At 74.8% G+C, this 26,785-nt stretch carries 25 protein-coding genes and 1 pseudogene; 14 read left to right on the top strand and 12 right to left on the bottom strand.

The window, feature by feature from the left end; genetic code table 11:
* Positions 1 to 36: 36 nt before the first annotated feature.
* The 3 genes from ACWD4P_RS07145 to ACWD4P_RS07135 all read right to left on the bottom strand — a co-directional run bounded on the left by ACWD4P_RS07145 (position 37) and on the right by ACWD4P_RS07135 (position 5,326).
* Positions 37 to 690, bottom strand: coding sequence for a DedA family protein (locus ACWD4P_RS07145; protein WP_449778854.1), 654 nt, complete (start codon positions 688 to 690; stop codon positions 37 to 39).
* Between the two features lie 261 nt (positions 691 to 951).
* The gene (locus ACWD4P_RS07140; protein ID WP_449778853.1) at positions 952 to 3,309 is read right to left on the bottom strand and encodes a hypothetical protein; all 2,358 of its coding nucleotides are present in this window, start codon (positions 3,307 to 3,309) and stop codon (positions 952 to 954) included.
* A 61-nt stretch (positions 3,310 to 3,370) separates the two neighbouring features.
* Positions 3,371 to 5,326 (bottom strand): ATP-binding protein, encoded by a 1,956-nt coding sequence (locus tag ACWD4P_RS07135; RefSeq protein WP_449778852.1) that lies wholly within the window; start codon positions 5,324 to 5,326, stop codon positions 3,371 to 3,373.
* A 296-nt stretch (positions 5,327 to 5,622) separates the two neighbouring features.
* Here ACWD4P_RS07135 and ACWD4P_RS07130 point away from each other — a divergent pair, with 296 nt between their 5' ends.
* On the top strand, positions 5,623 to 6,063 hold the full coding sequence (locus tag ACWD4P_RS07130) for a hypothetical protein (RefSeq protein WP_359825933.1): 441 nt from the start codon (positions 5,623 to 5,625) through the stop codon (positions 6,061 to 6,063).
* A 64-nt stretch (positions 6,064 to 6,127) separates the two neighbouring features.
* Here ACWD4P_RS07130 and ACWD4P_RS07125 read toward each other — a convergent pair whose 3' ends face one another.
* Positions 6,128 to 7,357 carry a TetR/AcrR family transcriptional regulator gene (locus ACWD4P_RS07125; RefSeq protein ID WP_449778851.1) on the bottom strand — a complete coding sequence of 410 codons (1,230 nt, stop codon included), beginning with the start codon at positions 7,355 to 7,357 and terminating at the stop codon, positions 6,128 to 6,130.
* Positions 7,358 to 7,610: 253 nt separating this feature from the next.
* Here ACWD4P_RS07125 and ACWD4P_RS07120 point away from each other — a divergent pair, with 253 nt between their 5' ends.
* Complete coding sequence (locus tag ACWD4P_RS07120) at positions 7,611 to 8,768, top strand: acyl-CoA dehydrogenase family protein (RefSeq protein ID WP_359825927.1); 1,158 nt, start codon at positions 7,611 to 7,613, stop codon at positions 8,766 to 8,768.
* 114 nt (positions 8,769 to 8,882) lie between these two features.
* Here ACWD4P_RS07120 and ACWD4P_RS07115 read toward each other — a convergent pair whose 3' ends face one another.
* Entirely contained in the window at positions 8,883 to 9,149 is a 267-nt protein-coding gene (locus tag ACWD4P_RS07115; protein WP_359825925.1) for a hypothetical protein, read from the bottom strand.
* Positions 9,150 to 9,321: 172 nt separating this feature from the next.
* Here ACWD4P_RS07115 and ACWD4P_RS07110 point away from each other — a divergent pair, with 172 nt between their 5' ends.
* Positions 9,322 to 9,639, top strand: coding sequence for a cupin domain-containing protein (locus ACWD4P_RS07110; protein ID WP_359825923.1), 318 nt, complete (start codon positions 9,322 to 9,324; stop codon positions 9,637 to 9,639).
* On the opposite strand, the gene ACWD4P_RS07105 is transcribed toward ACWD4P_RS07110, so the two are convergent.
* Positions 9,629 to 10,234 (bottom strand): TetR/AcrR family transcriptional regulator, encoded by a 606-nt coding sequence (locus ACWD4P_RS07105; protein WP_359825921.1) that lies wholly within the window; start codon positions 10,232 to 10,234, stop codon positions 9,629 to 9,631. The two genes, ACWD4P_RS07110 and ACWD4P_RS07105, sit on opposite strands and share 11 nt — an antisense overlap.
* Before the next feature lie 109 nt (positions 10,235 to 10,343).
* On the opposite strand from ACWD4P_RS07105, the gene ACWD4P_RS07100 reads away from it, so the two are divergent.
* The 6 genes from ACWD4P_RS07100 to ACWD4P_RS07075 all read left to right on the top strand — a co-directional run bounded on the left by ACWD4P_RS07100 (position 10,344) and on the right by ACWD4P_RS07075 (position 16,361).
* Complete coding sequence (locus ACWD4P_RS07100; RefSeq protein ID WP_449778850.1) at positions 10,344 to 11,888, top strand: MFS transporter; 1,545 nt, start codon at positions 10,344 to 10,346, stop codon at positions 11,886 to 11,888.
* A gap of 267 nt (positions 11,889 to 12,155) precedes the next feature.
* Complete coding sequence (locus tag ACWD4P_RS07095) at positions 12,156 to 12,725, top strand: methyltransferase family protein (RefSeq protein WP_359825915.1); 570 nt, start codon at positions 12,156 to 12,158, stop codon at positions 12,723 to 12,725.
* A 242-nt stretch (positions 12,726 to 12,967) separates the two neighbouring features.
* Positions 12,968 to 13,258, top strand: coding sequence for a Sec-independent protein translocase subunit TatA (gene tatA / locus ACWD4P_RS07090; protein ID WP_359825912.1), 291 nt, complete (start codon positions 12,968 to 12,970; stop codon positions 13,256 to 13,258).
* 149 nt (positions 13,259 to 13,407) lie between these two features.
* Positions 13,408 to 14,790: a hypothetical protein gene (locus tag ACWD4P_RS07085; RefSeq protein WP_449778849.1), complete on the top strand. Its 1,383-nt coding sequence runs from the start codon at positions 13,408 to 13,410 to the stop codon at positions 14,788 to 14,790.
* Between the two features lie 55 nt (positions 14,791 to 14,845).
* The gene (locus tag ACWD4P_RS07080) at positions 14,846 to 15,367 is read left to right on the top strand and encodes an ion channel (protein WP_359825906.1); all 522 of its coding nucleotides are present in this window, start codon (positions 14,846 to 14,848) and stop codon (positions 15,365 to 15,367) included.
* A 283-nt stretch (positions 15,368 to 15,650) separates the two neighbouring features.
* Positions 15,651 to 16,361 carry a class I SAM-dependent methyltransferase gene (locus tag ACWD4P_RS07075; protein ID WP_359825904.1) on the top strand — a complete coding sequence of 237 codons (711 nt, stop codon included), beginning with the start codon at positions 15,651 to 15,653 and terminating at the stop codon, positions 16,359 to 16,361.
* A gap of 186 nt (positions 16,362 to 16,547) precedes the next feature.
* On the opposite strand, the gene ACWD4P_RS07070 is transcribed toward ACWD4P_RS07075, so the two are convergent.
* From ACWD4P_RS07070 to ACWD4P_RS07055, 4 genes are all read right to left on the bottom strand, one after another.
* A complete protein-coding gene (locus tag ACWD4P_RS07070) occupies positions 16,548 to 16,922 on the bottom strand; it encodes a VOC family protein (protein ID WP_449778848.1) in 375 nt (124 codons plus the stop codon).
* Positions 16,923 to 16,942: 20 nt separating this feature from the next.
* Positions 16,943 to 18,535: a protein kinase domain-containing protein gene (locus ACWD4P_RS07065; RefSeq protein ID WP_449778847.1), complete on the bottom strand. Its 1,593-nt coding sequence runs from the start codon at positions 18,533 to 18,535 to the stop codon at positions 16,943 to 16,945.
* A gap of 403 nt (positions 18,536 to 18,938) precedes the next feature.
* Positions 18,939 to 20,057 (bottom strand): hypothetical protein, encoded by a 1,119-nt coding sequence (locus tag ACWD4P_RS07060; RefSeq protein ID WP_449778846.1) that lies wholly within the window; start codon positions 20,055 to 20,057, stop codon positions 18,939 to 18,941.
* The gene (locus ACWD4P_RS07055) at positions 20,054 to 20,920 is read right to left on the bottom strand and encodes an RNA polymerase sigma factor (protein WP_449778845.1); all 867 of its coding nucleotides are present in this window, start codon (positions 20,918 to 20,920) and stop codon (positions 20,054 to 20,056) included. Before ACWD4P_RS07055 ends, ACWD4P_RS07060 begins: the two co-directional genes overlap by 4 nt.
* Positions 20,921 to 21,372: 452 nt before the next feature.
* Between ACWD4P_RS07055 and ACWD4P_RS07050 the strand changes: the two genes are divergently transcribed.
* The 4 genes from ACWD4P_RS07050 to ACWD4P_RS07035 all read left to right on the top strand — a co-directional run bounded on the left by ACWD4P_RS07050 (position 21,373) and on the right by ACWD4P_RS07035 (position 24,781).
* Complete coding sequence (locus ACWD4P_RS07050) at positions 21,373 to 22,074, top strand: hypothetical protein (RefSeq protein ID WP_359824647.1); 702 nt, start codon at positions 21,373 to 21,375, stop codon at positions 22,072 to 22,074.
* Between the two features lie 199 nt (positions 22,075 to 22,273).
* A complete protein-coding gene (locus ACWD4P_RS07045) occupies positions 22,274 to 23,008 on the top strand; it encodes a VC0807 family protein (RefSeq protein ID WP_449778844.1) in 735 nt (244 codons plus the stop codon).
* 190 nt (positions 23,009 to 23,198) lie between these two features.
* Positions 23,199 to 23,942: a tyrosine-protein phosphatase gene (locus ACWD4P_RS07040; protein ID WP_449778843.1), complete on the top strand. Its 744-nt coding sequence runs from the start codon at positions 23,199 to 23,201 to the stop codon at positions 23,940 to 23,942.
* Positions 23,943 to 24,019: 77 nt separating this feature from the next.
* Positions 24,020 to 24,781 carry a Clp protease N-terminal domain-containing protein gene (locus ACWD4P_RS07035; protein ID WP_359824654.1) on the top strand — a complete coding sequence of 254 codons (762 nt, stop codon included), beginning with the start codon at positions 24,020 to 24,022 and terminating at the stop codon, positions 24,779 to 24,781.
* Positions 24,782 to 24,911: 130 nt separating this feature from the next.
* On the opposite strand, the gene ACWD4P_RS07030 is transcribed toward ACWD4P_RS07035, so the two are convergent.
* Positions 24,912 to 25,412 (bottom strand): NUDIX hydrolase, encoded by a 501-nt coding sequence (locus ACWD4P_RS07030; protein WP_359824657.1) that lies wholly within the window; start codon positions 25,410 to 25,412, stop codon positions 24,912 to 24,914.
* A 101-nt stretch (positions 25,413 to 25,513) separates the two neighbouring features.
* Here ACWD4P_RS07030 and ACWD4P_RS07025 point away from each other — a divergent pair.
* Positions 25,514 to 25,690, top strand: a pseudogene (locus ACWD4P_RS07025) (hypothetical protein); the annotation flags it as partial.
* 57 nt (positions 25,691 to 25,747) lie between these two features.
* On the opposite strand, the gene ACWD4P_RS07020 reads toward ACWD4P_RS07025, so the two are convergent.
* The gene (locus ACWD4P_RS07020) at positions 25,748 to 26,776 is read right to left on the bottom strand and encodes a sigma-70 family RNA polymerase sigma factor (RefSeq protein WP_359824660.1); all 1,029 of its coding nucleotides are present in this window, start codon (positions 26,774 to 26,776) and stop codon (positions 25,748 to 25,750) included.
* Positions 26,777 to 26,785 lie beyond the last annotated feature (9 nt).

The raw sequence follows: 26,785 nt of genomic DNA, 5'->3' as shown, positions 1-26,785 counted from the left end.
ATGTACGCGACGTCCCGTGGCCGGAGTGACGGACGCCTACCCGGCGCGGTGGCGTGCGGACCGCTCCGCGCCGGAGCGGCGCGCCCGCAGCAGTTCGACCGCCACCGGGATCACCGAGACCAGCACGATGCCGACCAGGATGGCCTCGATGTTGTCCCGGACGAACGGGATCTGCCCCAGGAAGTAGCCGAGCACGGTGACTCCACCACCCCAGAGCACGCCGCCGACCAGGTTGAACACCACGAAGCCGCGGTAGTTCATCCTGCTCACCCCGGCCACGATCGGGGTGAAGGTGCGCACGATCGGGACGAAGCGGGCCAGCACGATCGCCTTGGGCCCGTGCCGTTCGAAGAAGGCGGCGGCCTTCTCGACGTTCTCCTGCTTGAAGACCTTGGAGTCGGGGCGGCGGAAGAGGCTCGGGCCGACCTTGCGGCCGAAGAGGTAGCCGACCTGGTCCCCGGCCACCGCGGCGGCCACGATCAGCGCGCAGACCAGCCAGAGCGGCTGGTGCAGGTAGGTGCCGCCGGCCACCAGCAGGCCGGTGGTGAACAGCAGGGAGTCACCCGGCAGGAAGAAGCCGATCAGCAGACCGGACTCGGCGAAGACGATGGCCAGGATGCCGATCAGGCCGAAGGTCGAGATCAGCGTGGTCGGATCGAGCCAGGACGGGCCGAGGGCGAGGCTGGTCACGGTGCGGGCACTCCCGGAGGTCGAGTCTTGGCAATGGAATGGTAAAGCATTGACAAAGACTCGGGCGGGGGCGGAAAGGTTCCCGCCCGCGGGGCCGCACCGGCGGACGGCCCGCGAGCGCGAGGGGCGGGGGCGGGGGCGGGGGCGGAACGCGCACGGCCCCGGCGAGGGCCCGGGTGGGCCGGCCCGCCGGGGCCGTACGGTCGAGAAGGTCGACCGGGTCGAGGACGATCGAGGTCCGTCCAGAGCGGTCGAGGACGGTCAGAGCCCGTAGCGCTCCACGATCTCCTCGTGCCGGGCGAGGTCCGCGCCGGCCGCCTCGGCCAGCGCCGGCCAGGCCAGCGGGTGCGCCCAGGCCTCGGTCAGCCGCAGCAGCAGGGCGTCCGCCTCGGCGGCCGTGGCGGTCGGCGGCACGCCGAGGGCCGCGTAGACGCCGGGCAGGGTGTCCTCGCCTTCCGCGGGATCGGTGATCCGGTACTGGTCCCCGCTGTACACCCAGACCTCGTACCCGGCCCGGTGCAGTTCTTCCCGCAGGGCCGCCCACGGCTCCTCGCCGGGCCAGCCGCCGTCGATCCAGTACGTGGTGTACCCGGCCGGGTCGAGCAGGGTGAGCAGTTCGAACACCGGGCGCCAGCGCTGCCGCTCCTCCTCGGGGGCGTCCTCGGCCGGCGGAGGCTCCAGCAGGGCCGGCCCGAAGACCACCACGTCGCCGTGGTTGAGCGTCAGGTCCTCGCCGAGCACCGGCAGGACGCGGGCGGTGGCCGGGCCCGTCCGGAGTGCGGGCAGGTCGGACGTCGCGCCGTTGGTGCGGGTGGCGCGGATGGTGACCAGCTGCCACTCCTCGTCCACCGGGCCCTCGGGCTCGTCGAACTCGATGTCGAGCAGCGCGCCGGTGGAGCGGACCACGGCCCAGTCCCGGTTGGCGGTGGCCGCGGTGATCAGGTGCCAGAGGTCCGGCTCCCGGACCGTCCGGTGGCCGTCCTCCCCGACGGCGCCTTCGGCCGGCACCGCGTGCTCCAGCAGCTCCTGGTACATCCGCTGCGCGGTGGCGTGGTCCCCCAGCTCGGTGGCCGCGTGGGCGGCGAGGCGGCGGGTGTTGAGCACCTCGTCGTCCAGTTCCAGGATCGACCGGCACTGCTCCAGCGCCTCGGCCCAGCGGCCCTCGGCGGCGGCCCAGCGGGCGCGTATCCAGTGCGCGTCGGCCGGGGCGGAGCCGGCCAGCCGGTCGGCGAGGCGGCGGACGCCCTCGGCGTCCCGGGCGTCCATCAGCATCTCGCCGAGCGCGCCCGTCAGCTCGCGGTCCGCCGGGTCGTCCTCCAGGTGGCGCCACAGCAGGTCGGCCGCGGCGCGGGCGTGGCCGAGGCCGCCCAGCACGGTGGCCAGCAGCACCGCCAGTCCGGTGGCGCCGGCCTGCTCACCCCGGTACCGGTCCAGGGCGACGGAGAGCAGGTCGGCGCCGGTCTCGTAGGGCACCCCGACCGAGGCCAGGTGCTCCGCCAGCTCACCCGGAGGCACGGGCAGCTCGGGCTCCGGCAGTGCCTCGGCGGCCGTGCGCAGGGCGGCGACCTGCTCCGACACGCCGTCGGTGCGCCGCAACCGGGTGAGCTTACGCTCTCCGGTCGCGGCGAGGGTCAGCGCCACCGTGCGGGCGCCGCGGGCGAGCGCGAGCCGACCGGCCGCCAGCAGCAGGTCCACGCAGGGGCGGTGGGCGCCGACGCCGTCCAGGTACCCGACCCAGCGGGCCAGTGCGGCGCCCAGCTCGGCGTCGTTCTCCCGGGCGCCGGCCGCGACCAGCAGCTCGACCGTCTGCGTCCAGGCGCCGCGCAGGTCGGCGTGGCGCTCGGCCTCGGCCTGCTCGGGCAGCAGGGCGAGCGACTCCTCGGTGCGGCCGAGCGCGGCGAGCGCGCGGGCCCGCAGCAGTGCGCCCCAGCGCTGGTCGCGCTCGTCCAGCCGGCGGCCCTGCGCCTGCTCGGCCCGCTCGGCGGTGTCCAACAGCTCCAGCACGTCCTCGTGCCGGCCCAGCAGGTGCAGGGTGCCGGCCCGGGCCTGGTGGAACCGGAGCGAGACCGGCTGCCCGGCCGCCCGCATCCGGTTGGCCGCGGAGTCCAGGTAGTCCAGCGCCTCGGCCGCCCGGCCGTCGTCCTCCAGGGCGTCGGAGTACTCGCGGGAGAGGCAGTCGTAGCAGGCCCGGCCGGGCTCGATCCGGTCCAGCGTCTCGCCGACCACGGCGAGGCGCTCGGCCACGTACCCCGGCCCGTCGACCCGGGCGTGGCAGATCGCGAAGTCCTGCACCACGCAGACGGACTGCGGGCAGCCGGCGGTGTCCTCCCCGTGCGCGAAGTCCAGCAGGTCGACCGCCTCGGGCAGCACCGCCTCGCCCTGCTGGCGCTTGTTCAGCAGGTTCTGCATCCGCCAGTGCCGCAGGTAGACCTCGACCCAGGGCAGGCCGAGCGCCCGGGCGGCGGCCACCGCCTCCGGGTACTGCGCGTCCAGCTGCTCGTTGCGCCCCTCGGTGGCGTGCTCGGGCAGCTCGACGATGGCGTCGGCCAGCCGGTGGTGGCCGGCCTCGGCCAGCTGCCGGTGGGTGTCCCGCACCCAGGCCCAGATGTCGGTGGTCATGCCCGTTCCCCCTGTGTCGTGCTGATGAGTTGTCTACCGCACCCCACTGACAGTCCGTCCGTCACGGCTCCTCCGAGAGGGCGCCGGGGCTGTCCGGGACCTCCGGCAGACCGGCCGGGACGGCGGCGGTCAGGGCGGAGACGGCGGTGCCGATGCCGGCCAGCGCGGCGGTGAGATCGCCCTCGGACGGACCGGACGAGGCCGCGGCCATGATCACCTTGATCGAGCGGAGCAGCCCGGCCGCCGTCGCGCTGCCGGTGTGCCCGGCGCGGTAGGCGGCGAGCAGGTCCCGGACCGCCGGACTGTCCAGGTTGAGGTAGAGCCGGGCCCGGACCTCGCCGCCGGTGCGGGCGGTGAAGGCGCGCGCCAGCCGCAGGGCGGCGGACGGTATCCGGGCGTCCGCCTGGTCGTCCTCGATCCGGGCCTTCAGCTCGGCCTCGCGGTCCGGCACCAGCACCAGCGGCAGGCCGGGCGGGTCGAAGCGGGCCGGGACGAGCTGCTCGCCCGGGTCGGCGAGGGCGCCGGCCAGCCAGGCCGACTCGTGCTCCGGCAGCGGGCGCTCCGGGTCGCGGAACAGCTCGCGGTTGCCGCGCTCGCTGCCCAGCTCGACCACCCGGCAGCCGCGCAGTTCGGCGTAGCGGTGCAGGAACGGCAGGACGGCGTAGCGGTCGCCGCGCGCGATCGGCACCCGCATCGCCCGGTACAGCATCTCCTCGAAGCCGCCGCCGCTGCCCAGCGCGACGTGCACCGCGCCGCCGCCCGCCGCCCGCAGCGCCCCGGCCGTGAGGTCGCCCTGTGAGGTGGGCACCGGGACGTCGTCGGCGAGCAGGGTGAACAGCCGCTCGTCGCAGAGCGCGGCGCCGAGCAGCTCGTTGCCGTGCCGGGCGAGGATGCGGCGCCAGGCGGCGGGCCGCAGCCGGGCGGTCTCGTACAGGCCGTCGACGATGGCGTCGGTGAGGGCCTTCCGGAGCGCGTGGTAGTGCTCGTCGCGCTGGAGGTCCTCGCGGCTGGCGGTGGGGGTGAGCCGGTCGGACTCGACCACGCCGCCGATGAACCCGGCCCAGCGGGGCAGCAGGTCGCGGGCGTCCTCGGCGAGCAGCATGCCGCGCAGGTAGACGGCGAGGTCGCGGTTGTCGCTGCTGCCGTAGCTGCCGCCGTCCTGGACCCAGAGCAGGCCGACCGCGTCGGTGGCGTCCTCGACCGGCCGGACCGGGAAGGCGGTGAGCGGCTCGAAGCGGCGGCCGAAGGCGGCGGCGAAGCGCATCCGGGCCTCGTACCGGTCGTCCTCGGAGGGGCGGCGCGAGGCGTCCCGGCCGGGGGTGGCGGTGGGCGACGGGAGGGCCTGCTGCCGCCAGGGCACCTCGACGGAGTTGACCGGCTGCTCGTCCCCGCCCACGTGGACCGGGACCGACAGCAGCACGCAGTAGCGGCCGAGCACGTCGCGCAGCACGTCCTCGTCGGCGAGGTGGGCGTGCTCGGCCTTGAGCGTCAGCTCGACCACCGTTCCGGGGCTGGGCCGGGCGGGCACCGGGTCGACCCGGTACTGCTCGCCGCCGCGGCTGCGGTAGCGGTGGCCGAGCCACGGCTCGCGGTGCGAGGTGGTGGTGACGGTGACCTCGTCGGCGACCGAGAAGGCGGAGAGGAAGCCCAGGCCGAAGGCGCCGATCAGGTCCTGGTTGCCGGTCAGTTCGCGCAGCATCCTGGTGTAGCCGGTGCCGACGGTAGCCAGGTAGGAGTGGATCTCGGGTTCGGTGAGGCCGGCGCCGGTGTCCTCGATGGCGACGGTCCGCCGGTCGGCGTCGGCGCGCACCCGGATCAGCGGGCGGTGGTCGCCGTCCGGGTCCTCCAGGAGCCGGCGGGTGTGCGAGTCGTGCGCGTTCTGGACGAGTTCGCGCAGGGCGACCAGCGGGGTGGAGTAGAGGTGGGTGGCGAGGACGTTCACCAGGCCGCCGAGATCGACCTCGGTCGTGCGCAGCTCCTCGGCGGGGGCGGGCTCGAGTGGGGCACCATCAGACATGGGTCCTCAGTGTGCCAGTGCGACTATCTGGCGACCATTTCTTTGTTCTTACCGCCTTCCGGGCCGACTTCCCGATGAACTTCTCGGAGGACTTCCCGAGGAACTCCTCGACGGAATGACGGAATACCGTCAACTCCGAATTGACCACTCCTCCACCATTGGGCGAATTGCCACCCGTTCGATGGAGTTCGTCCACCTCGCTGGTGAATGCTGGGCGGGCGACGTCAGGCCGAACGGAGTCCCGGAGCGGCCGCTCCGGACGGCGCCACAATTCGCTTCTCGCCAGGGAGACCAGCGTGTCCCGTATTCGCGCAGCCGCCGCCGTCACCGCCCTCGGGGCGTTCCTCCTCGTCGGATTCGGTGCCGCCACCGCGCACGCCGGCAACCGCGCCGACGCGGCCGACCACGCCGACAGCAGCGTGGTGAGCAACTCCGGCTCCGGAAACATCATGGGCAACGTCAACGGCAACGCGGTCAACACCCAGCAGACGGCCACCGGTTCGGGTGCGGGCAACCAGGACAACGGCCTCGCGGTGGCGGGCAACACCGGCAGCGTCAGCAGCCAGCAGAGCAACTCCGGGGGCGCCGGCCCGGACAACGGCGGGAGCACCGGGACGGCCGGCCAGGGCAACACCGGGAAGGGCGACGCGGGCCGGGGCAACGGCGGGAAGGCCGGCACCGGCCGGGGCCACCGCACCGTCGACGACCGGGTCTACTACCCGCACGTCCTCTACTAGGACGCACCGGTACCGGGCCGCACCGGCGCTGGACCCCACCGGCACGGGGCCGCACCGGGCGCCCTCAGGACGCGCCTTCCACCGGAGTGCCCAGCACCGCCCGGCCGAGCCGCAGCAGGCAGTCCCCGAGGCCCGGCCGGGCACTGTGCGGCCGGTTCCGCACCCCGTCGTTGACCAGCGCGAACAGCGCGTGCACCCGGATCCTGGCGGTCGCCGCGTCGTCCCCGGGGCGCACCTGCCGCAGCAGCCCGACCCAGGTGCGCAGGAAGTCCCGGCGGAAGTCCACCGCGGCCCGGCGGTCCGGCGGGGCGAGCCGCTCCGTCTCGCTGAGCATCGCGCCCAGGTAGTCCCCGTTGCGCAGCGCGAAGCCCACGTACGCGGCCAGCCCGGCCTCCAGTGCAGCCGCGGGCCCGGCGGCCGCCGCAATCGCACGGTCCACCTCGTGCCAGAGCCGCTCGCGGCTGCGCACCAGGGAGGCGGCGAGCAGCTCGGCCTTGCTGTCGAAGTGCCGGTACACGCTGGGCCCCGAGATGCCGACGGCGGCGCCGAGTTGGTCGGTGCTGACGTTGTCGAAGCCGCGCTGGTGGAACAGCCGAACGGCCGCCGCGAGCAGTTCCTCCCGGCGCGCCCGCGGTCTGGGACCGGGCGCGTACGACGCGGCCTCCGGCGCCGGTCCGCCGGTGGACCCGGTGGCCCTGGTGGACCCGGTGGACCCGGTGGACCCGGTGGACCCGGCAGCCGTGCCGGACAGCGGGACCGCCAGGACGGCCGCGACCACCTCGCGCAGCAGCGCCTCCGCCCGCCGGGGCTGCGGCGCGGCCGACTGGTAGGAGAGCCCGGCGCAGGCCGAGAGCGCCGACCAGCAGAGCAACTCGGCGTCCACAACGGCGAGTTCCGGCCGTTCCGCGCGCAGCACCGCGACCATCAGGGCGACGTCGGCGCGCAGTTCGCGGCGCAGTGCCGCCCGGCGAGCCGGCGGCAGCAACCGGGCGTCGCGCTGCACCAGGGTGCCGAGCGGGCGGTGGCCGACCGCGACGGCGGCCAGCGCGGCGCCGAGGTCGGCGGTGGTGCGGGCCGGGCGCAGGCCCTCGGAGAGCGCGTCCAGTCCCAACCGGACGGCACGATCCAGCAGTTCGGGCTTGCCGCGGAAGTGCCGGTACAGCGCGGGCGCGGTGATGCCGACACCGGCGGCGACCTCGGTCATCGAGACCTGGTGGTAGCCCCTGCGGTGGAAGCGGTCGGCGGCCACGGCCAGGATCTGGGCACGCCGTCCGGGCGGTCGTCGGACCACCATCGCGAGCCTCCATCCCCTTCGGCCGGAACCAGGACCGGGTCAGGACCGGGGTCAGGACCGGGCCAGGGCCGGCGTCGACGGAAGGCTAGCAAGGATTCACTTCGCTCCCCCGCCGGCCGTTCCCCGAACGCCTTTTCCCGCCCTGTCGACCCTGGACAGCCGAAGCTACCCCGGATTAACTTGTGGGGCCATCACCAGGCCCGTTCCGCCCCGGCCGGCAGCCCCGGCCGGAGCCGCCGAAGGGAGCGCCGCCGTGCGCCGCACCGTGTTCACCGAGGACCACGAGGCCTTCCGGGAGACCATCCGGGACTTCATCGCCAACGAGGTCGTCCCGGTCTACGAGAGCTGGGAGGCCGAGGGCCACCCGCCGCGCGACTTCTACCGGCAGCTCGGCTCACTCGGCGTCTACGGCATCGAGGTGCCGGAGGAGTACGGCGGCGCGGGCGAGAGCGGCTTCAAGTACCAGGCGGTGATCGCCGAGGAGACCGCCCGGGCGGGCGTGAGCTTCGGCTCCTCCGGTGTCCACACCGGCCTGGTGCTGCCCTACCTGCTGGAGTACGCGAACGAGGAGCAGAAGCAGCGCTGGCTGCCCGGCTTCGTCTCCGGCGACATCATGACCGCGATCGCGATGACCGAGCCGGGCGCCGGCTCCGACCTCGCGGGCATCTCCACCACCGCGCGGCTCTCCGAGGACGGCACCCACTACGTCCTGAACGGCGCGAAGACCTTCATCACCGGCGGTGTGCTGGCCGACCTCGTCCTGGTGGTCTGCCGCACCGCCCCGTACGACCCGGAGAACCGCCGGGCCGGGCTGTCCATCCTCTGCGTGGACACCGCCTCCGAGGGCTACACCGTCGGCCGCAAGCTCCAGAAGATCGGCCTGCGCACCTCGGACACCGCCGAGCTGGCGTTCAGCGACGTCCGGGTGCCGGTGGAGAACCTGCTCGGGGAGGAGGGCAGGGCCTTCTCCTACCTGACCCACAACCTGGTGCAGGAGCGGCTGGCGATCGCCGTCGGCGCGTACGCGGCGGCAGCGGCGGCGGTGCGGTTCGCGGTGCAGTACGTCAAGGAGCGCAAGGTGTTCGGCAAGGCGGTGGCCGAGTTCCAGAACACCAAGTTCAGCCTGGCCGACTGCGAGGCCCAGGTGGTGGCGCAGCAGTCGATGGTGGACCGGGCGCTGGAGCTGTACCAGAACGGCGAGTTGACCGTCGCGGACGCGGCCGCGGCGAAGCTGTTCTGCACCGAGTCGGCCTCCACCGTGATCGACAAGTGCCTCCAGCTGCACGGTGGTTACGGCTACATCCTGGAGTACCCGATCGCCCGGCTCTACACCGACAACCGGGTGTTCCGGATCTACGGCGGCACCAGCGAGGTCATGCGCAGCATCATCGCCAAGTCGCTGGGGCTGTAGGGCCGTTCGGGGCACATGGGCCGTTCGGGCCGTGCGGGGCCGCGGCGCCGCAGCGTGGCAGCGTGGCGGCGTGGCGGCGTGGCGGCGTGGCGGCGTCGCACGGCCCCGGGGGGCTCAGTTGGGCGAGCCGTGCTCGGTGCGCCAGGCCTCCCAACCCGCCGTGGACGCCACCCGCGCCTCGTGCAGGGCCCGTTGGGCGAGGGCGGTCGGCGGATTCTCCAGGCCCCGCACCCAGCTGCGGCCCGCGGTGACCAGCGCCACGCAGACCATCGTCGCGCCGGCCGCGCTGAGCACCGTGCCGATCGCGGTGAGCACCGCGCCACCGGTCAGGACCGTGCGGTTGACCTGGAACCCGCTGAAGATTCTCTGGTTGGTCGCCATGCCTCCACGATGCGGGCAGTCGGCGGGGGCTGCACGTCGGGCTGCTCGCCCCGGGCGGTCGCCCCGCCTGTCGCCCCGCCGGACGGCCCGCGGCACCTGCTCCGGGTGCGCGGCGCCCGGGCGTCCGCGACCCTGGGCACACGGGGTGCGCCCGGAGCGAGGAGGAGGCGCCATGCCCGATCTCGAACAGCTCGCCGTGGAGCACGCCGCCCGGGCGGCCGAGAGCCCGCACGGGCGCAGCGCCCACCTGGTCCTGCACGACGGGATCCTGCGGCAGACCGTGATCGCGCTGACCGCGGGCACCACGCTGGACGAGCACAACCCGCCCACCGCGGGCAGCGTCCAGGTGCTGCGCGGCCGGGTCTCGCTGACCATCGCCGGCCGGCGGCTGGAGCTGCCGGCCGGCCACCTGGAGCCCGTCCCGCAGGAGCGGCACGGGCTGCTGGCGCATGTCGACTCGGTGGTGCTGCTGACCGCCGTCACCGCGTAGCGGGACCGGCCTCCGAGGAGCCGAACACGCCGGCACTGACCAGTCGCAGCCCGCGCAGGAAGTCCTGTCCGCTGGGCACGAGTTCGGGCGCGGCCAGCCACTGGGCGCCGTAGCCCGCCAGCAGGGTCTGGTAGAAGGCCCCGCGGGTGACCTCCTCCTCGGTGTCCGGCACCTCGGGCACCCCCTGGAACACCGCGGCCAGCCCGAGCCGGCCCTCCTTCTGCGCCGCCGCGAAGGCGGCCGCCAGCTCGGGGGCGTGCCCGGCCTGGGCGAGCGCCTCGAACTGCGCCGCCCAGAGCCCGCGGTGCTCGACGAAGACGTCCCGCAGGCCGTCCCAGACGGCCGCGAAGCGCGCCTCCGGGTCGTCCGACACCTGGTTGGCGGCGGTCACCACCGCGCCCAGGGCCGCCCCCATCTCCCCGACCGCCTCGATCATCGCCGCGTTGAGCAGCGTCTCCTTCGAGCCGAAGTGGTAGCCGATCGCGGCCAGGCTGACGCCGGAGGCGGTCGCGATGTCGCGGGCGGTGGTGCGCCCGTAGCCCTTCTCGTACAGGCAGCGCTTGGCGCCGGCCATCAGGTCTTCGCGGTTTCCCATGGCCCGATCCTACGGAAGTCCTGGACGGATGTCTCGCACGAACGTCTCGCACAATTGATTGAGACGAACGTGCTAGACAAATGTCTCAGCCATCCGTACGGTCTTCCCCATGACCGCAACCACCGGCCGCGCAGGCCGTCGCGAATGGATCGGCCTGGCCGTCCTCCTGCTGCCGACCCTCGTCCTCACCATGGACATGGGCGTGCTCTTCTTCGCCGTCCCGTACATCTCCACCACGCTGGCGCCGAGCGGCACCCAGCAGCTGTGGATCATGGACATGTACTCGTTCCTGCTGGCCGGGCTGCTCATCACGATGGGCTCGCTGGGCGACCGGATCGGCCGCCGCCGGCTGCTGATGATCGGCGCCGCCGGCTTCGCGGTCGCCTCGCTGCTGGCCGCCTGGTCGCACGACGCCGGCCAGCTGATCGCGGCCCGGGCGGTGCTCGGCGCCGCCGGGGCCACCGTGATGCCCTCGACCCTCGCGCTGATCCGCACCATGTTCCACGACCCCAAGCAGCGGCAGATCGCGCTCGGCGCCTGGGGCGGCGTCCTCACCGCCGGCGCCACCCTCGGCCCGGTCGCCGGCGGCCTGCTCCTGGAGCACTTCTGGTGGGGCTCCGCCTTCCTGCTCGCCGTCCCGGTGATGGCCCTGGTGCTGCTGACCGCGCCCGTCCTGCTCCCCGAGTACCGCTCCACCGCCCGCACCGGCCGCTTCGACCTGCTCGGCGCCGCGCTCTCGCCGGCCGCGGTCCTGCCGCTGGTCTACGGCGTCAAGACGATCGCCGTAGACGGCTGGAGCCCGCTGCCGGCCCTCGCCGTCCTCGCCGGGCTGCTGCTCGCCGGCGCCTTCGTCCGGCGCCAGCGCACCGCCGCGAACCCCCTGCTCGACCTGAGCCTGTTCCGGATCCGCACCTTCACCGGCGCGATCAGCGTCAACAGCATCGCGATGTTCGCGATGATGGGCTTCTCCCTCTTCACCTCGCAGTACCTCCAGCTGGTCAAGGGCATGAGCCCGCTGACCGCCTCGCTCTGGTCGCTGGTGCCGAGCCTGGGTGTCGGCGCCGCGGTCGGGATCAGCTCGGCGCTGGCCGGCCGGGTCCGTCCGGCGGCGCTGATGGGCGGCGGCTTCCTGATCGGCTCGGCGGGCTTCGCGATGATGACCCGGGTCGGCCCGCACTCCCCGCTGACGCTCATCCTCACCGCGGCCGGGGTGCTGGCCGCCGGAACCGTCGGCACCATGACGATGACCGCCGAGATGGTCGTCTCCGCCGCCCCGGTCGAGCAGGCCGGCGCCGCCTCCGCCACCTCCGAGACCGCCGTCGAACTCGGCAGCTCCCTCGGCATCGCGCTGCTCGGCGCGGCCGGCGCCGCGGTCTACCGCCACCGGCTGGACGGCGCCCTCCCGGCCGGCGTCGACGGCGAGGCCGCCCGGACGGCCCAGGACACCCTCGGCGGCGCGGTCACCACCGCCGCCCACCTGCCCGGCCGGCTCGGCGCCGACCTGCTGGAGACCGCCCGGACCGCCTTCACCGACGGCCTGCACGTCGCGGCCGTGGTCGGCATGGTCTTCGCCCTGGGCGCCGCGGTCCTCGCCCACCGCCTGATGCGCCACCTCCCGGCCGCCGCCCCAGCCCAGGAGCCCGCCACCGCCTGACCCACCCGGCCCGATCCACGCGAGTCATCGAGAGCCCCCGCCCACCCGGGCGGGGCCTCTCCGCCGTCCCCTCCCGGGCTACAGGTGCCGATGGACGTGGCGCCCGCGCAGCACGGCGGCGGTTTCCCGCACGGGGCCTTCGCGCGGGCTCGCGGCGGGCCTCCACCCGGGGGTGGACCGCGGTGGGTCCACCCCCGGGTGCGTGTGCGGGCGGCGCGTCCGGAGGACCGTGGAGGCACACCTCGGATCCGACCGCCGGGAGCCTCCATGTCCCTGCCCGCCCTCCTCTCCCTCCTCGGCCTCCTCTGCTGGATCGCCTACGAGCTGCTGCTGCGCCGGCGCGAGGACGCCTCCGCCGGCACCTGGCACGCCGACCGCCGCGACCGCGGGTCGACCCGGCTGCTGCTCGGCTGCTACGTCCTGTCGGTCCTCGCCGTGGTGCTGTTCGACCGCGCCGGGATCGGCGAACTACCCGAACGGGCGGGCTGGTTCGGCGTCGCCATGGTGGTCGCCGGGCTGGCCCTCCGGGCCTGGGGCATGCGCACCCTGGGCCGGTACTACACCCGGACCCTGCGCACCGTGGACACCCAACGTGTCGTCCGCACCGGCCCGTACCGGCTGATCCGGCACCCCGGCTACGCCGGCAGCCTGCTGGTCTGGGTCGGCTACGCGCTCGGCACCGGCAGCTGGGCGGCCGCCCTGGTGGTCGCGGCAGTGCTGCTCGCCGCGTACGGCTGGCGGATCTCCGCCGAGGAGCGGCTGCTGCTGGCCGCCTTCGGCGACGAGTACGCGGAGTACCGCCGGACGTCGAAGCGCCTGGTGCCCTTCGTCCACTGAGCGCGTCGGAACGGTCACCCGGATCAGGCCGACGGGCCTGAACCGTTCGGTGGGTGTGAACTTCGGCACCCGCGTTCCGCCAGGTGGGCGTCGGCACGCTCGCGATCCGCTCGAACGGCACCTGGTTTTTGGCCAGCGTTTCCCAGCCGGTGTATCCGTTCGCCGTCAGGGCCAGGCATACTGGCCAGCACGGGCGCTAGCGCCCGCCATGACTCCAAACAAGAAGGGACCGGTGGCCAGGGATGCTGCGGAACGGTCTTGAGCCCTGGCACATTCTCGTGGTGCTGGCGGTCGTAATCCTGCTGTTCGGATCGAAGAAGCTGCCCGAGATGGCCCGTGGCCTGGGCAAGTCCATGCGCATCCTGAAGGCCGAGACCAAGGCCATGCGCGAGGACGACACCCCGGCGGACGCCGCCGCCGGTACCGCCCAGAGCACCGCCGCTCCCCAGCAGAGCGCCGACCGCCCGGCCGCCGTCACGCCGACCAACGTGACCAAGGCCACCGAGACCAAGCGGCCCGAGACGACCGCCTGAGCCTCCCCTCTCCTCCGGAAAGCCCCTGGTGACTCACCGGGGGCTTTCCGCTGTTCCGGGGCCGTGCGGGCCGCCGCGCCTCCCGACTGGCCGTCCGATCTGATCCGTTGTCTCCTGGTATGCACCCACCGGAGGAACGGAGACCCGGCATGCCGACCGACGAGCCCGGCGCCGAGTCCGACGGCGGCACCGACGGCAGACGCGACGACGGCCGTGACGAAGGGCCCGCCGGCAGACCCGCCGGCGGACACGACGACGAACTGGCCGAGCTGCGGGCCCGGCTGAACGCCGTCGAGGACCAGGAGGCGCGACTCGCCCACCAGTTGGCGGCCGGACCGGCCCCGCGACCGCCCCGGCACCGGGTGCGCTCCTCCTTCGCCGCCCTGCTGATCGTGCTGGCCTGCGTGCTCACCCCGCTCAGCGCCCTCGCGCTCTGGGCGAGGTCCGAGATCAGCGACACCGACCGCTACCTCGCGACGATGGCCCCGCTGGCCGAGGACCCCCGGATCAAGGCCGCCGTCACCGACCGGGTGACCGCCGAGATCGTGAAGAAGCTCCCGCTCGACTCGCTGCTCGACGGCCTCGCCCCGGACGACAAGCCCAAGCTCGGCGCCCTGCTCGGCGGCATCGGCCAGGCCCTCGGCGACGGGCTCAGCGGCCTGGTCCACGACCAGGTCGAGCGAATCGTGGACAGCGACGCCTTCGTCACCCTCTGGACGGACGTCAACCGGGACGCGCACGCCGCGGTCGAGAAGATGGTGACCGGGCAGGGCGGCGGCGCCGTCGAGGTCCGCGACGACACCGTGGTGCTGGACCTCGCGCCGGTGATCGCCCGGGTGAAGTCCGCGCTGGTCGACCAGGGGATCCCGCTGGCCTCCCGGATCCCGGAGATCCACACCTCCTACACGCTGGTGCGCTCCGACGCCGTCCCCGAGGTCCGCACCGCCCTGCGGGTCCTGGACCTGGCCGGCTTCTGGGTGCCGGTGCTGGCCGGGGCCTGCGCGCTCGGCGGGGTGCTGCTCGCGACGCGGCGGCGCCAGGCGGTGGTGGTGACGGCCCTCGGCATGGCGGGCGGGGCGCTGGTGCTGGGCATCGGGCTGAGCGTGTTCCGGGCCGTCTACCTGGACCGGCTCCCGGCCGATGTCGACCAGGCGGCCGCCCAGGCGGTGTACGACACCCTGGTGCGCTACCTGCGCTCGGCCGTCCGGGTGGTGGTCACGCTCGGCCTGCTGGTCGCGCTCGGCGCCTGGGTGATCGGCCCCGGGCGGTGGGCGCGCACCGTGCGGGGCGGCTGGCGCGCCGGGCTGGGCGCGGTGCGGCGGGTGGCCGGGCGGGCCGGACTGCGGCTCGGGCCGGTCGGCCGGTTCGTCCACCGCTGGAAGGCCCCGCTGGGCTGGCTGGCGGTCGCGCTCGCGGCGCTGGCCTTCGTGCTCTGGAGCCATCCGACGGTGCTGGTGACGCTCTGTCTGGCGCTCGGGCTGATCGCCGCCCTGGCGGTGCTGGAGCTGCTGGACGCGCCGGGGCCGGCCTGACCCGGACGGCGGCCACGGCGGGCGGCCCGGCCCGCGGCGGGTCAGGCTGGGCGAGATGTCCGAGAACCCGCCGCCGCCCGCCGACCCGAGGGCCTGGTTCTGGCTGCTGAGCGCGTCCGCCCTGCTGATGGTCGGGTACTTCACGCTGCCGCTGGAGTGGCTCGGCGAGCGGCGGCCGCTGCTGAGCTGGCTGGTGTTCTCGGGGGCCCTGGTCGGGCTGACCTGGCTGATGCTGGCCAAGATCGTCGGGGTGATGCGGGGGACGGCCAGGCGGCCGGTGGTCTGGCTGGCCTTCCTCATCTTCCTGGCGCTGACCATCTTCGCCGCGACGTACTACGTGCTGGGCTCGCGCAAGACGGAGTTCGCCGGGCTGGAGACCCGGCTGGACGCGCTGTACTTCACCGTGGTGACGATGGCGACGGTCGGCTACGGCGACATCACGCCCGCGGGGCAGACGGCGAGGCTCGTGGTCGTGCTGCAGATCGGCTACAACTTCGTGTTCCTCGCGGCAGCGGCCGGCACGGCGTCCCGGGCGGTGCGGGGAACGGTGGAGCGGAGGATCCGGGGAGAGGGCTGAGCCCGGCGGACGACCCGGCGGGCCCCCGCGAGCACCCCGTCGAACCCGCCCGACCGGGCCCGGAAGCTCCTCCCCGCCAAGGCCGTTCGCCGCCCGGTCGAACGCCGGACCGAGGCCCCCGGACCGGCCTGCGGCACCCGGGCGACGCCGGGACGCGGCCGCGGACTGCCTTGATCCGGGAGGATGCGGAACCCGTAGAGTGACTCACGAAATTCTCATGTGTTCGGTCGATCGGACAGTGCGTTCCGCCACGGCCAGGGAGACCAAGAGTCTGGGAGGGCCCGTGGAAGGCCACGAGGTACGCAAGCTCGCCGAGCTCGAAGACCGGCACTGGTGGTACAAGGAGCGCCGGGCACTGCTGGCCCGGGAGCTCGCCAAGTTCAGCAAGGCCGGCGTCGCGCTCGACATCGGCGCCGCGGGTGGCGGGAACACCCGGGTGCTGCGGGCGCACGGCTGGCAGCCGGTCGCCGTCGAGTACGGCGAGGAGGGCGCCCAGGTGGCCCGCGACCGCGGGCTCGCCGTGATGCGGGCCGACGCCCGCAAGCTCCCCGTCGCCGACGGCGCGGTCGACCTGGTGGTCGCCTTCGATGTGCTGGAGCACATCGAGGAGGACGACGAGGCGATGGCCGAGATCCACCGGGTGCTGCGCCCCGGCGGGGTGGCGCTCATCGCGGTGCCGTGCGACATGAAGCTCTGGTCGGCGCACGACGTCGCCGTCGGCCACGTCCGCCGCTACACCCGCGACACCCTGCGCGAGGTGATACTCGACAGCGGCTTCACCATGGAGACGCTGGACAGCTGGAACGTGCTGCTGCGCCCGGCCGCCGCCTGGCGCCGGCGGAAGAGCACCGGCAGCGACCTGGACGACGTGCCCCCGCTCGTCAACACGGCGCTCAGCGCGGTGATCGCCGCCGAGCGCTACCTCCCGGTCCAGGGCCTGCCGGGCGTCTCCCTGCTGACCCGGGCCCGCAAGCCGGTCACCGCCGCCCCGTAGGCACCACCCGTAGGCACACACCACCCGTAGGCGCCAACCGGAGGCGCCACCGCACCCGGACCCGTCGGCCCCTCGCGCACCCGCGCGGGGGGCCGACGCGTTTCCGCCGGCGTCTTCCGCGGAGAACGTCCACGGACGGAACCGCCGCGCGGCACTGTCCACAGGCTGTGGACAGTGCCGCCGCACTCAGGAGCGGCTGGTGTCGATCACCCAGAAGCGGTTGCCCCCGGTGTCGGCGAGGACGACGAAGTCCGGGTCCTCGGGGTACCGCTTCCAGTCGACGCGTTCGGCGCCGAGGGCGACGAGGCGCTCGACCTCGGCGAGCTGGTCCGCCGCGTCCCCGGCGAAGAGGTCGAGGTGGACACGGGGCTCCTCCCGCACGGGGGACTCGCTGAGGCCGAGGGCGAGTTCCACACCACTGCCGCCCCCGGCCGGCACGAGGACCGTCCAGTCCTCCCCGACCGGGCCGCCGCTCGGGACGCGGTCGAGGGCGCCCGTCCAGAACGCGACGGCGCGGGGCACGCCGGAGACACCGGGGGCGGGAGAACCGATCGTCGGCACGGGCCGATCCTGGCGCCCCGTCAGTCGTCCTGGAGGTCCGCGGCGGTGTGCAGGGTGGCGAACAGAGCCGAGAGGCGGGCGTTCCAGTTGGCGTAGGTCGGGAGGTCGATGGCGTGCTTCTTGGCCATGTCCTTGACCACCTTCTGGGCGTTCCTGAGCTCCTGGGCGGCATCGTCCGGATTTCCCTCGTTGAGGCGCGCGGCGGTGGTGTCGAGGATCTTCAACAGCTCGGTCTGCTTGTCCCGTTCCTTGCCGACCTGGGCCTGGGCGACGGCCTGCCGGAAGGACTGGATCTGCAGCGCGGCGGGCTGGTTGCGCGGGACGGCCTGGGTGGGGGCCGGGGGCGTGGAGGGGGGTGCCGAGGGGGTGGTGGGCGCCGCCGAGGCCGCGGAGGCCTTCGGGGTGGGCGCCGCCGCCGGGGTGGTGGCGGTGGTCGCGGCCGGTTTGGCGGTGGCCGCCGCCGGTTTGGCGGCGGCCGCGTTGCCGGCCGGCTCGTCGAACGCGGTGAGGGCGATCGCGGCGACGCCGGCCAGGCCCGCGACGCCCAACGCCCCCGCCACCAGCGGCTTTCGACGGCTGCGGGCAGGAGCCTGGGCCCGCGCGGCGACGGGAGCCGGCGGCGGGACGGGGATCGGCGCCATCACCGAGGTGGCGGCCGGCGGCTGGGGCGGCAGCACCGTGGTGTGCTGCTGGTTCGGCGACGGGAAGTGGGGCACCGGCGGCACCGGCGGCAGCAGCTGGGTGGCAGCGCCGGCGGTGTTCGCGAGCAGCTCGGCGGTCGGATCTCCGACCATCAACCCCGTTACGGTACCGAGGAGTTCGGCTCTGGCGGCGGCGGCGTCGACCGGGCGGTCGGCCGGGTTCTTGGCCAGCAGCCGCAGCACCGCGGCGTCCAGTGCGGGCGGCAGACCGGGCCGGCGGACGGACGGCGGCAGCGGCTGCTCGCTGACGTGCTTGAAGGCGATCGCCACCGGGGTCTCGGCGGTGAACGGGGTCGTGCCGGTGAGCATCTCGGTCAGCACGCAGCCGACCGCGTACAGGTCGGTCCGTCCGTCCAGCGCCGAGGCGGTGGCCTGCTCGGGCGAGAGGTAGGCCGCCGTACCGAGCACGCTCGCGGTCTGGGTCAGGTTGCTGGAGGAGCCGGCCCGGGCGATGCCGAAGTCGACGACCTTCACCCCGCCGTCGTCGGTGATCATGATGTTCCCGGGCTTGATGTCCCGGTGCACCAGCCCGGCCCCGTGCGCGACCGACAGCGCCTCGCAGACCGCCGCCGCGATGCCGACGGCGCGCTCCACCGGCAGGGTCTGCTGCTCGGCCAACAGGGCGGCCAGCGAACGGCCGTGGACCAGCTCCATGACGATGAACGGGGTGCCCTGGTCCACGCCCGAGTCGAAGACCATGACGATCCTCGGGTCCACCAGCATGGCCGCGTGCTGCGCCTCGCGGCTGAAGCGCTCGGCGAAGCGCGGGTCGTCGGCGAGGCCGCCGTTGAGGACCTTGACGGCCACCTGACGGCCCAGCACCCGGTCCACCCCGCGCCAGACGGTGGCCATGCCGCCGACGCCGAGCAACTCGACGAGTTCGTAACGCCCGTTCAGCGCCCGTCCGATCACCTGGAGCTCCCCTCACGTGCCCTGCCCGGGGTCCCGGGCCGCCTCGTGCACCTGTGCACGATAGCCGCACCGTCGAACGGGCCCACCAGGGGCGGAGGGTGGCGGTCGGGGGACCGGGCAGCGGTCCCCCGGCCGCCGGCACGGGGGTGCGGCCCGCCCTGACTGCGGGCGGGCGGGCCGCACGTTTCCGGGCCGGCCGGGCCGGCGGCGCGTCCGGGGTGCGCCTGCCGGTCCGGCCGGGGCCGGCCGGGTGGCCGGTGGGCACGGGGGAGCCGACCGGCCACCCGGGGTCTTCGGGTGGTACTGCTTCCTGCTGTTCCTGCGGTGGTGCCGTTCCGGGTGGGCGGCGAGCCCGGGGGGAGTCGCTCGCCGCCCACCCGGAGTTCTGGGGGGCCTTCCCGGCCTACTGCTCGTTGCCGTTCCGGTCGGGCCTGCTCGGTCGGCCGTCCTGCGCGTCGGGGACGGTCGGTACGGGCGGGACGGTCACCCCGGGCTTGCCCGGTCTGCTCCCGCCGCCGTTGTCCTCGCCGCTGCCGCCGCCGTTGGCGTTGCCGCTCGCGTTGCCGCTCCCCTTGCCGCTCGCGTTGCCACCGCCGCCACCGGGCCCGCCACCGCCGGAGTTGCCCCGGCCGGATCCGGCGTTCGCCCCGGCGCCGCTACCGGAGCCGGTTCCTGAGCCGGACGCGCCGCCACCGCGGCCCGGGTCCCGGTTCGGGCCGGTGCCGCCCTGGTGATCGCCGTCCTGGTTGCCGGTCGCGGCCCGGCAGTAGTCCGCCACCCGGTCCGCACCGCCGGCCGCCAGGACCAGCGGGCCGTACAGCGGCTCGCCGGCCACCCTGCTCGGACGGTCGCCCTTGGCCGTGCGGTCGGCGAAGCCGGCGCAGAGGCCGGCCAGCCCGGACGGGACGGCCGAACGGCCACCGCGGCCCTCGGCCGAGGGGGTGCCGGGCGTCGCGGGGTCGGACGGGACGACCACCTGCGGTCCGGCGGAGGCACTGCCGGACGGGCGGGCGGAACCGGACGCCACGGCACCGGACGGGGCCGCGCCGACGGACGGGTCGGCGGCGGACGAGCCCGGCGCGGGACCGCCGGCCGTGTCCTGGCCCCCGAGCCTGCGCTCCGGTCCGGGCGGGCCGCCGCCCAGGGCGGACGGCAGGTTGCCGGTGCCGGCGGCGACGGCGACCCCGCACAGCGCGGTGGCGCCGAGCACGACGGCAGTGGCCTTCGTGCTGAAGGCCCTGGCCAGCGCGGCGGTTGCCATCGATCGTCTCCGGACGGGGGTCACTGTCGGGTCGGGCGCGAGACGCGCCTCCCGGAACGCGGTCAGGGCGGCCTCCTCCCCGGCCAGTTCCTCGACCGTCGCGGGGGCGGCGGCCGCGGCGAGCACCCGGGCGAGCTGCCCGGGACCGCCGTCCGGTCCGGTGAGCGAGGCGTCCTGCCCGGCCGGCGGACCGCCCACGGCACCACCGAGCAGCTGCTCGGCGGCATCACGGTCGACCCGACGGGATCGGTTGGTGCTCATCTCATGTCCTTCAGCGTCGCGGCCCGGCGTTCTGTCACACCCTGCGGAGAACTTTTTTTCGCGGCTTTCCCCGCGGGTCGCCCGGCGGCCTCACCCGCGCTCGTTCCAGCCGCTGTTCCGGTCCCGGTTCCGGCCGCCGTTCCGGCCCCGCCCCCGGCCGCCGCTCCGGCGCCCCGGGCCGCCGGGATACCGCCTCCGGACGCCAGCGGCTCGACCAGCTTGGCCAGCCGCCGCAAACCACGGTGGGCGGCCATCCGGACGCTGCCCGCCCGTTTGCCGAGCACCCGGGCGGCGCTCTCCGCGTCCAGTCCCATGACCACCCGCAGCAGCACGGCCTCGGCCTGGTCGCGCGGCAGCCGGGAGATCAGGGCCAGCGCGTCCGCGGTGCCGACCGTGGTGAGCGCCGACCGCGCCGTGTCCTCCCCGCCCGCCAGCTCGACCAGCTGGTCGAAGGGCAGGTCGGCGACCGGACGGCGGCGACGGGCGCGCAGGTGGTCGAGGGCCCGGTGGCGGGCGACGGTGGCGGCCCAGCCCCGGAAGCCGTCCCCGTCGCCGGAGAAGCCGCGCAGGTCGCGGGCGATCTGCAGCCAGGTCTCGGAGGCGATGTCCTCGGCGTCCTGCGCGTCCTCCGGCCGGCCGCCGACCAGGACCCGCAGGTAACGCAGCAGGCCCGGCTGGACGGTCCGGAACAGCAGCCGGAACGCCTCCTCGTCCCCGGCCTGCGCGGCCCGGACCGCTTCGGTCAGGTCGGGGGGAACGGGGTCCGGGCCCGCTGTCCGGCCTTCGGGGGGGACTGGTCCGGACCGGCCGACGGCGCCGTCGGTGCCCGCTCCGGGGCGCTCTGCACTCTGCACCCGCCACATGATGCGCCATCCGGGCGAACACTTCGGCCCCGGCCGAACGACCGGACCGGCCGGGGCCAAGGTCCCGAGGACTGCTGTCGTTCGCCCACGGCCCGAACGGCCCCTCCCGACCTACGTTGTCGGTAGGCGAAGCAGTCCGGGCCGCCGACGCACCCGGGCACCGGGCACCGACTCACCCGGCCCGCCGCCATGACCCGGTCGTTTCGAGGGCGCACGCACGACCCTCGCAGGCCCCGGTCGTACGCCCCCCGGTTCGGGCCCTCCCCGCCACGGACCGGCGCCGACGGGGAACCACCACCGGCGGCGCGGGCCACCGGACGTCACGGCCCCGGCGGCGCGGGCCACCGGGCGTCACGACAGAGGCAGCACGAGACCAGCAGCACGGCACCGGCCGGGCAGACGGCACCGGACAGCACGACCAGCAGCAGCACGACCAGCGAGGAACGACCGCGATGACGACCGCCCCCGAGCTCCACGAGCTCCACGCCAAGGGCCTGCGCGAGCACCTCGCACCCGCCCTGCGCGCCCTGGGCTTCCGCGGGTGGCGCCGGACCTTCAACCTGCCGGACGGGACCCACTGGCTGCTGCTCGGCCTGGCCGAGCGCCCCGCCGCCGACCGGGTGTCCTTCACCTTCGACCTCAGCGTCGTCCGCCGCTCCGACTGGACCCTCGCGGACCTCCCCGGTCACCGGCCCGACCCGCGCACCCCCTACGGCATCGAGGCCTGGCGGGCCCGGATCGGCGAGGTGCTGCCGGTCGGCGAGGACGTCTGGTGGGAGGTGCTGCCCGGGCCGCGCTGGCAGCTCCCGCTGGACGACGCCGTCGCCGCCGTCCGCCACTACGGCCTGCCCGAGCTGCGGCGCCGGGCCGAGGCGGACCGCGCCCCCACCGGGGAGGCCTACCTCCTGCCCGGCGAGCTGGAGGCGGTCAACGCCGTACTGCTGACCGCCGCGGTGGCCCGGGTGCAGCGCGCCGAGCTGGCCGACAAGGCCCTGGTGCTGACCGGGGCCTGGACCCGGGGCGACGGCGTCGCCCGGACGGTCCTGGCGGGGGTCGCACGGGGCTTCCTGTCCGCCGGGGACGAGCGCTTCGGCACCGTCCGATGCCTGGACACGCTGGGCCGCGAGCTGTGGACCTTCCCCGTCGAGGGGTAGCGGCCCGCTCCGGGGGTTGGCGACCCCATCCGCCGAGGAGCGGAAAACCGCAGGTCAGGGCTAGTGTCACGGCCCGCACCATGACAGCTGTCACGCGGATGACGCAACGGACGGCACTGCTCCGGCGGAGGCCCGGCGGAAAGACTGGAGGCACGACGCGGGCAGCGGCCCGCGGCCACCAGCCGGGGAGGAAACCACCGTGAGCCAGACCGTCAGTGTCACCGCCGCCCGCGCCACCACCACCGCCACCGAACCGGTCGCCACCCACGCCGAGGCGTCCGACCCGCTGGTCTCCGGGCTCCGCCCGCTCGCCCTCGACGTGGTCGCCCCGCTGGCCGGCTACTACCTGCTGCACTCGGCCTTCGGCCTGAGCGAGTTCGCCGCGCTGGCCTGGAGCAGCGCCTTCCCCGCCGCCCGGACCATCCTCGGCCTGCTGACCGAGCGCCGGCTCAACCTGTGGGCCTCGCTGATGCTGGCCGTCAACCTGGCGGGCCTGGCGCTGACCTTCGTCACCGGCGACGCCCGGCTGATGATCGCCAAGGACGGCGGGCTGAGCGGCACCGTGGCGCTGGCGATCCTGGTCTCCGCGCTGATCGGACGGCCGGTGATGACCCCGGTGCTGATGCCCTTCATGACCAAGGGCCGGCGGGAGCGCGCCGCCGCCTGGCAGCGGCTGGTCGAGGGCCGCGCCGCCGGGTCACGGGCCTTCCGCCGCCACGAGCGCCTCTTCTCTGGCATCTGGGGCACCGCGCTGCTGGCCGAGTGCACGGCCCGGGTGGTCGGCGCCTTCACCCTGCCGGTGTCGACCATGGCCTGGCTGTCCACCGTCTTCCTGATCGGCGCGATCGCGGGCGGTTCGATGCTCGGCCAGATCGCGGTCGAGCCGATCGAGCGGCTGGTCCGCACCGAGACCGAGGCCCCGACGGCCGCCTGACCGTCCGGTCCGCTGCGGACCGACGGCCCTCCCCTCCCCCGCACCCGGTGGCCCCGCCCCGGGTCCGCGGCCCTCCCGCTCCCTGAACGGCCGGTGCCGACGGCTCGAACAGCGAGGAACCATCCGGATGTCCCGGGAGTCGTTCATAACGAGGGGGTAACGGGCCCCCGTCGAGGAAACGGGGAGCCCCATGAACCGGACGACGCACGCGCCGCGCAGCACCGAGGACCGCACCCTCGTCTGGGACGGCTGCCTGAACGTCCGCGACCTCGGCGGGCTGCCCACCGCCTCCGGCCGGCCCACCGCCCGCGGCGCCGTCGTCCGGGCCGACAACCTGGACCGTCTCACCGCCGAGGGCTGGGACGCCCTCCTCGACCACGGCGTCCGCACCGTGGTCGACCTGCGCAACGCCGAGGAGCACCGGCCGCTCCTCCCGCTCCCCGCCGACGTCGAGCTGATCCGCGTCCCGCTGGACGAGCTCGCCGGCCCCGGCTGGTGGGAGGCCCACGGGCGGCTGGACGGCACCCCGCTCGCGCTCCGCCCGTACCTGGACCACTGCCCGCACGCCGCCGCCGCACTGGTCTCCGCGATCGCCGGCGCCCGCCCCGGGGGCGTGGTGGTGCACTGCGGCGCCGGCCGTGACCGCACCGGCCTGGCCGCCCTGCTGCTGCTCGCCCTGGCCGGGGTCGACCGGGCCGCGATCGCCGAGGACTACCTGCTCAGCACCCCCAACATCCGTCCGCTGTACGGGATGCTGGGCCTGCCGGATCCGTACCGCCGGATCGACGCGGTGCTCGCCGAGGCCGGGACCACCGCCGAGGCCGCCCTGGCGTCCGCGCTCGACGGGTTCGAGCCGGTCGACTACCTGCTCGCGGCGGGCGTCGCGCCCGAGCGGATCGCCGCCGTCCGGGAGCGGCTGCTGCCGGACGCCTGAGGCTGCCGGAAACCACACCCACAACTGGCGTCAACCGATGGTTGACGATCCTCGGATCGACAACCTACGGTTGACGCATGGAGAATCCCGTTGTTCCCAACACCACTCCGCTGCGCCTCGACGACCTGATCGCCGCGATCAAGAAGGTCCACACCGACGCGCTCGACCAGCTCTCCGACGCGGTCATCGCCGCCGACCACCTCGGCGACCTCGCCGACCACCTCATCGGCCACTTCGTCGACCAGGCCCGCCGCTCCGGCGCCTCCTGGACCGACATCGGCCGCAGCATGGGCGTCAGCAAGCAGGCCGCCCAGAAGCGCTTCGTCCCCAAGGACCCGGGCACCCCCAACGACCTCGACCCCAGCCAGGGCTTCAGCCGGTTCACGCCCCGGGCCCGCAAGGTCGTGGTGGCCTCGCAGGAGGAGGCCAGGAAGGCGGGCAACGCCGAGATCACCGACGTGCACCTGCTGCTCGGCCTGCTCGCCGAGCCCGAGGGCATCGCGGTCAAGGCCCTCGCCGCCCAGGGCGTCACCCCGGAGGCCGTCCGCCGGGCCGCCACCGCCGCGCTGCCGGACGCCGTCGAGCAGACGGTGCCCGCGCTGATCCCGTACGACGCCCAGGGCAAGAAGGCGGTGGAGCTGACCTTCCGGGAGGCGCTCAAGCTCGGACACAACTACGTCGGCACCGAGCACATCCTGCTCGCGCTGCTGGAGCTGGAGAACGGCCAGGGCGTGCTGGCCGGGCTCAAGGTGGACAAGTCCGAGACGGAGGCCTTCGTCTCGGAGGCGATCGCCGCCATCATCGCCGCCCGGAACCCGGAGTCCGAGCCGGAAGGGTGAGGTGCGGAGCGGCGAAGTGCCGGTGTCGGCGCCGACCCGGGCCCCGGTCGACGCCGTCCCGTCCCGACCTGCCCCGCTCCGCTGCGCCGCACGCCGGACGGAACTCCCGGCCGGCGTGCGGCACTTCCGCTCAGAACCCGGAGACGTGGGTGGTGACGATCCGGACCCGGCCGTCCTCCGCCGCCTCCAGCGCCGCCCGCAGCCGCGCCGAACGGGCCGGCCCCAGCAGGACCAGGGCGTCCTCGATCGACGCCCAGCGGTAGTCGTCCAGTTCACCGGCCGGGACGGTCACGGGGGTGCCGTCCGGGACGGTACCGAAGTCGAACATGAAGTGCTGGGCGGGGTGGTCGAGTTCGGCCGAGGCGTGGGTCCAGGAGATCGCCAGCAGCTCGCCCGCCTCCCGGACGATTCCGGTCTCCTCCACCAACTCCCGCGCGGCGCACTCGACCGGGCCCTCGCCGAGGTCGATCGTGCCGCCCGGGAACTGCCAGTGCTCGCGGTACCCGGCCTTCACGATCAGGATCCGGCCGGACTCGTCCCGCAGCAGGCAGCCCGCCGCCGCGTAGATCCGGGGCAGGGAGGCCAGCCATTCCTCGCGGGACTTCAGGGGCTCAACGGGCTCGGCCGACACGGCGGTCCTCCGGGGGCAGGTGGGTTCGGTCGCCCCCACTCTGCCACCCGGCTCCGCCGGCGGACCGATGAGTCGGAGCCGCCCCGGCGGTCCTACCCGCCATGGACACCATGGAGACCACACCGGAAAGCCCCGTACTGACCTGCGACCTGGGGGCGCTCACCGCCCCCGACCTGGCCGTCGTCGACGCGCTCGCCCGGCTGCGACTGGCCGCCTCGCGGCACGGGGTGGCCGTGGTGCTGCTGAACGCCGGCGGCCCGCTGCGCGAACTGCTGGCGTTCAGCGGCCTCTCGGCACTGCTCCCCGGCGCGACCGACCCCCTGGACCTCGCGGAGCTACTCGGCGACGGGCTCCACCAGGCCCACGGAGCCCCCGGCGGGCGCCGCGGGCTCGGCCGGCAGCCGGGGCGGGAGGCCGAAGAGCGGGAACAGCACGTCGGTGTCCAGGAAGTTGGTGAGCGTGGTGATCCGCCCCTGAGACACCTCCAGCACGATCAGTGACCACGGCTCGTGCCCGCCCGCCGGACTCGGACGGTACTGGCCGAAGGCCCGGCCGCCGTTGGCCGTCACCGGGAGCAGCCGGGAACCGCGGCAGGCGTGCCCGGGGCCCAGCATCCAGTCACGGATCTCGTCCTGCCCGCGCAGCCACATCGCGAACGGCGGCATGTTGAGCGTGACGTCCTCGTGCAGCAGCGCGGTGAGACCCTCCATGTCGTAGGCCTCGAAGGCGCGGACGTAGCGGTCCAGCAGCGCGCGGTGGTCCTCGTCCAGCTCGGGGGCCGGCCGGGTCGCCGAGGGGTCGGTGGCGAGCACCGCCCGGGCGCGCTGGAGCGCGCTGTTGACCGACGCCACGGTGACGCCGAGCAGTTCGGCCACCTCCGCGGCCTTCCAGCCGAGCACCTCGCGCAGGATCAGCACCGCCCGCTGCCGGGGCGCGAGGCGCTGGAGCACGGCGACGAAGGCCAGCTTCACCGACTCCCGCTGGGCCGCCACGTCGGCCGGGTCCCCCGACTCGGGCAGCACCCGGCCGTCCGGCGCCGGTCCGACCCACGTCACCTCGGGCAGCTGGGTGCCGTGCGCCGTGGCCACCGTGACCGGGCCCGCGAGGTCCATCGGCCGGGCCCGGCTGTTGCGGCCGTTCAGCGCGTCCAGGCAGACGTTGGTGGCTATTCGGTACAGCCAGGAGCGCAGCGCGGCCCGCCCCTCGAAGCCCCGGTGCCCGCGCCAGGCGCGAACCATCGTCTCCTGCACCGCGTCCTCGGCCTCGAAGACCGAGCCGAGCATGCGGTAGCAGTAGCCGGTCAGCTCGGTGCGGTACCGCTCCAGCTGGAGCTCGACCGGCTCCTCCGTGATCACGTCGGCCATGGTGCGCCC

This window comes from Kitasatospora sp. NPDC002543, from assembly GCF_053594915.1.
This window is presented reverse-complemented; position numbering and strand designations above follow the sequence as displayed.

What these genes read in the sequence shown, in the direction of transcription:
- ACWD4P_RS07140 (WP_449778853.1), bottom strand. Translation starts at nt 3,309, where the DNA reads ATGACCACCGACATCTGGGCCTGGGTGCGGGACACCCACCGGCAGCTG.
- ACWD4P_RS07135 (WP_449778852.1), bottom strand. Translation starts at nt 5,326, where the DNA reads ATGTCTGATGGTGCCCCACTCGAGCCCGCCCCCGCCGAGGAGCTGCGC.
- ACWD4P_RS07125 (WP_449778851.1), bottom strand. Translation starts at nt 7,357, where the DNA reads ATGGTGGTCCGACGACCGCCCGGACGGCGTGCCCAGATCCTGGCCGTG.
- ACWD4P_RS07115 (WP_359825925.1), bottom strand. Translation starts at nt 9,149, where the DNA reads ATGGCGACCAACCAGAGAATCTTCAGCGGGTTCCAGGTCAACCGCACG.
- ACWD4P_RS07110 (WP_359825923.1), top strand. Translation starts at nt 9,322, where the DNA reads ATGCCCGATCTCGAACAGCTCGCCGTGGAGCACGCCGCCCGGGCGGCC.
- ACWD4P_RS07105 (WP_359825921.1), bottom strand. Translation starts at nt 10,234, where the DNA reads ATGGGAAACCGCGAAGACCTGATGGCCGGCGCCAAGCGCTGCCTGTAC.
- ACWD4P_RS07100 (WP_449778850.1), top strand. Translation starts at nt 10,344, where the DNA reads ATGACCGCAACCACCGGCCGCGCAGGCCGTCGCGAATGGATCGGCCTG.
- ACWD4P_RS07095 (WP_359825915.1), top strand. Translation starts at nt 12,156, where the DNA reads ATGTCCCTGCCCGCCCTCCTCTCCCTCCTCGGCCTCCTCTGCTGGATC.
- tatA (WP_359825912.1), top strand. Translation starts at nt 12,968, where the DNA reads ATGCTGCGGAACGGTCTTGAGCCCTGGCACATTCTCGTGGTGCTGGCG.
- ACWD4P_RS07085 (WP_449778849.1), top strand. Translation starts at nt 13,408, where the DNA reads ATGCCGACCGACGAGCCCGGCGCCGAGTCCGACGGCGGCACCGACGGC.
- ACWD4P_RS07080 (WP_359825906.1), top strand. Translation starts at nt 14,846, where the DNA reads ATGTCCGAGAACCCGCCGCCGCCCGCCGACCCGAGGGCCTGGTTCTGG.
- ACWD4P_RS07060 (WP_449778846.1), bottom strand. Translation starts at nt 20,057, where the DNA reads ATGAGCACCAACCGATCCCGTCGGGTCGACCGTGATGCCGCCGAGCAG.
- ACWD4P_RS07055 (WP_449778845.1), bottom strand. Translation starts at nt 20,920, where the DNA reads ATGTGGCGGGTGCAGAGTGCAGAGCGCCCCGGAGCGGGCACCGACGGC.
- ACWD4P_RS07050 (WP_359824647.1), top strand. Translation starts at nt 21,373, where the DNA reads ATGACGACCGCCCCCGAGCTCCACGAGCTCCACGCCAAGGGCCTGCGC.
- ACWD4P_RS07040 (WP_449778843.1), top strand. Translation starts at nt 23,199, where the DNA reads ATGAACCGGACGACGCACGCGCCGCGCAGCACCGAGGACCGCACCCTC.
- ACWD4P_RS07035 (WP_359824654.1), top strand. Translation starts at nt 24,020, where the DNA reads ATGGAGAATCCCGTTGTTCCCAACACCACTCCGCTGCGCCTCGACGAC.
- ACWD4P_RS07020 (WP_359824660.1), bottom strand. Translation starts at nt 26,776, where the DNA reads ATGGCCGACGTGATCACGGAGGAGCCGGTCGAGCTCCAGCTGGAGCGG.